Raw genomic sequence first — 3631 nt, forward strand, 5'->3', positions numbered from 1 at the left:
CGGCGGCGTCCTGCACTTCCAGCAGGCTCACGGGGCGGTGCGCGGTCACTTCGGATACGCCGAAGTCGGAAAGTTGCAGCGGCGGGGTGGCGCTGGCGCGAACTGTCGCGGGAGCATCGTTCCCAGCTTCCTTTTTGGACGGGCGACCCCGTTTTTTGGGCGCGGGCGAGTCGTTATGCATTGCCCCTATCCTAATTCCTCTTCGTCCAGAATGCGGTAGCTGTAGCCCTGCTCGGCCAGAAAAAGCTGGCGGTGGTGGGCAAAATCCTCCTCGCTGGTTTCACGGGTCACCAGCGTGTAAAAGTGTGCCCCGCGACCACCTTGCTTGGGCCGCAGCAGTCGCCCCAGCCGCTGCGCTTCCTCCTGACGGCTGCCGAACGCGCCCGACACTTGCACCAACACCTCGGCGTCGGGCAGGTCAAGCGCAAAATTGCCCACCTTGGACAGAATCAGGGTGTTCAGGCGGCCTTCCCGAAAAGCCTGAAAGAGGCGTTCTCGCTCGGCCTGCGGGGTTTTGCCCGTAATCACGGGGGCCTCGGTGTCCTGGCCGATCAATTCCAACTGGTCAAGGTACTGCCCGATAATCAGGGTCGGCTGCCCCGCGTGTTGCCGCAGCAACTGGGCCAGCACGCGCCGCTTGCCAGGGTTTTCGGCGGCGATGCGGTGTTTGTCGCGGTCTGGGGCCACCGCATAGGCCATACGCTCCTCGGCAGGCAGGCGCAAACGCACTTCGGCGCAGTCAGCCTCGGCAATCCAGCCCTGTGCTTCCAGGGTTTTCCAGGGCTGGTCGTAGCGCTTGGGGCCAATCAGCGCAAAAACGTCGCCCTCGCGGCCATCTTCCCGGATCAGGGTGGCGGTCAGCCCCAGGCGGCGGCGGGCCTGCACCTCGGCGGTGAGTCTGAACACGGGCGCGGGCAGTAGGTGAACCTCGTCGTAGATAATCAGGCCCCATTCGGACGCGCCAATAAGCGACATGTGTGGGTAAGCCTCCGGGTCGCTGCTCTGGCTGCCGCGCTTCCTGTGCGTGAGCATCTGGTAGGTGCAGAGCGTGACGGGCGCGAGATCTTTACCCGCCGCGTACTCGCGCACGTCGTCGGGCGAAAGCTGGGTTTTACTCAGAATCTCGCGCCGCCACTGGTTGACGCTGGTGCGGTTGGTGGTGAGTACCAGGGTACGCTGCCCCACCAGATTCATGACCGCGATGCCGACCACGGTTTTTCCTGCCCCTGGAGCCAGCACCACCACGCCCGAACCGCCGCGCTCGCTGCCCGCCTGGTAAAAGGCTTCGGCGGCTTCGCGCTGGTAGTCGCGCACGTCCAGGCTGGGGGCCAGGGCCACCGCGAAAGCGTCTCCCTCGGCGTAGCCTGCGCGGTCATCCACGGGCCAGCCGACTTCAATGAGGGCCTGTTTAAGCACGCCACGGTGCGCGGGCGGCACGGTAAACACTGTCTCTGAGAGCCTGTCGCCCAGCAGCGGGGCCACCGCCTTGTGGCGCGAGAGTTCGGTCAGCAGCGGCCCGTCGCCTTCCGCCGTCATCAGCAGCAGGCCGTTGTCGAACTGCTCCAGCGTCAGCCGTCCCCAGCGCCCCGCCAGTTCGCGGATGTCGGTTTCCACGTTGGCGGGCAGCGGAAATTTGGCGTACTGCGTGAGGGCTGCCACCATTTCTCCCGGCCCCATGCCCGTGCTGGCCGCGTTCCAGAGAGAGAGCGGCGTCACGCGGTAGGTGTGCATGTGCTCGGGGCTGCTGACCAGTTCGGCAAAAGGGGCAATCGCGGCGCGGGCCTGCTCTGCCAGCGGGTTAAACGCCTCCAGGAACACGCTGCGGTCAGCCTGAACAATCAGGGGGTTGGCGGGGTTCACTGTCTTAGCTTAGCCCCAGGGTTATCTAACAGGTCGTTCAAAGAAAGCCCCAGCACCTCCGCCAGCCCCGCGTGCAGCCCTGGCACGCTGTCGCGTTCGCCCACGTTACTGAGGCGGGTCAGCGCCCGCAGCATTTCGGGCAACTGTTCGCCCTGTGGGGGCAGACCCAGCGTGTGCAGGCCATCCCGAATATGCGCCGCGCCCAGTTCGCAGAGGTACCCGTCGATGTCTTCCAGCAGGTGTGCCACGTCACTGCCGCTCATCTCGGCGATGGTCAGGGGCACACCGTCCTCGGTTTCGGTGTCGTCCCACTCGTGAACGTGGTCACCGTGGTTGCGGGTCAGCATGGTGCTGAGGTCTTCACCGAGGTTGGTCTTTTGCACCAGCTCCCAGATCTGACCCTGCAGCAGCGGCAATTTGCTGGGGTCGAGCAGTTCGAGCTGGTAATACTCATCGACCAGCGCGGCCAGCTCCGCCAGTGGGCCGTAGGTGTCGGCGCGGGTCAGGGGCGGGGGCAGGTGATCGAGGATCGTCGCGTGGGCGCGGCGTTTGGCCTGGGTGCCTTCGCCCGGGTCGTTGATGACGAACGGGTAAAACAGCGGCAGGTCGCCCAGAAAGCTGTCAGGGAAACACTCGCGGCTCAGGCCCACCCCCTTGCCGGGCAGCCATTCCAGCGTGCCGTGCTTGCCCACATGAATCATGGCATCGGCCCCGAAGCCCCCCAGGGCGGTGGGTTCGCGTAGCCAGCGGTAGAGCGCGTGGTAATGGTGGGTGGGCGGCAAGTCGGGCGTGTGGTAAATCGCGTCGGCGTCCATGCCATAGCCGCGCGGCGGTTGCAGCGCCACAAAACACTTGCCGAAGGTCATCCCGGCGAGGCAGAGTCGCCCGTCGTGGACATAGGCCGTCCCAGGCGGCTTGCCCCACTGCTCCGTCATGCGGCGTTGCTGCGAAGGCGGAAGTTCGGCAAACCATTGGGCGTAGCGCTCCGTGGGAATCCGAACAGCGGCGCGGGCGAGCCCAGCGGGCGTCATCACGGTGGCGTCGTAGTTGCTGCGCTCAATCAGTTCGTGCATGAGCTGGTCGGACGAATCGGGAAGTTCGCCCACGTCGTATCCTTGTGTGGCCAACGCCCGCAAAATCCGCAGCAGCGAGGCCGCCGAGTCCAGCCCCACCGCGTTGCCCACCTGAGACGCCTTGCTGGTGGAGTTGGTAAACACGAACGCCAGCCGCTTCTGTGAGTTGGGTTTGTGCCGCAGCCGTGCCAGCCGCAGGGCCATGCCAGCGAGGCGGGCCGCGCGTTCGGGGTCGGCGGTCAGCCTGCGGGCCTCGCCGTCTTGCTCCTTGAAAGCGAACGGCACGCTGATGATGCGCCCGTCGAACTCGGGCAGGGCCACGTTCATCGCTGTATCCAGCGGGTTCAGGCCGCGTGCACTGGTTTCCCACGGGCCTTTCGCGCCGCCCAGCGTGAGGCCCTGCACCACGGGGACGCCCAGCCCCCCCAGCGCCGACACGCCCGCGCCCGCCTCGGTGATGCCACCCGCATTGATTTCACCCAGGGCGAAAGAAAGGGTGGAAATCACCGCTGAAACGCGGGGATTATGGGCTATGGGCCTTGGGCCTTGAGGGTCTTTGCCCCCGTCCCACGGCTCATGGCCCATAGCCTCGAAGAAACCAAACGCCTTCGGCCTTCCCGCCCTGTCCGTATCCTTCAGCGAAGTCGTGAAAACCGGCAGCGCGTCGGCTCCGGCGTCGTCCAGGGCTTCAATCAGCG

3 protein-coding genes are annotated in these 3631 nt (G+C 65.7%); all 3 read right to left on the minus strand.

Going from position 1 to position 3631, the window contains the following annotated elements; translation table 11 throughout:
* On the minus strand, nt 1–181 hold a 181-nt coding region (locus Q4C89_RS07200; protein ID WP_303101931.1), incomplete at its 3' end, for a hypothetical protein.
* Between the two features lie 5 nt (nt 182–186).
* Nucleotides 187–1860: a DNA repair helicase XPB gene (locus tag Q4C89_RS07205; RefSeq protein ID WP_303101932.1), complete on the minus strand. Its 1674-nt coding sequence runs from the start codon at nt 1858–1860 to the stop codon at nt 187–189.
* Nucleotides 1857–3629: a cobaltochelatase subunit CobN gene (locus Q4C89_RS07210; RefSeq protein ID WP_368493218.1), complete on the minus strand. Its 1773-nt coding sequence runs from the start codon at nt 3627–3629 to the stop codon at nt 1857–1859. The genes Q4C89_RS07205 and Q4C89_RS07210 overlap by 4 nt, the downstream gene beginning before the upstream one ends.
* Nucleotides 3630–3631 lie beyond the last annotated feature (2 nt).

This window comes from Deinococcus sp. (genome assembly GCF_030523985.1).
Taxonomy (GTDB): Bacteria; Deinococcota; Deinococci; order Deinococcales; family Deinococcaceae; genus Deinococcus.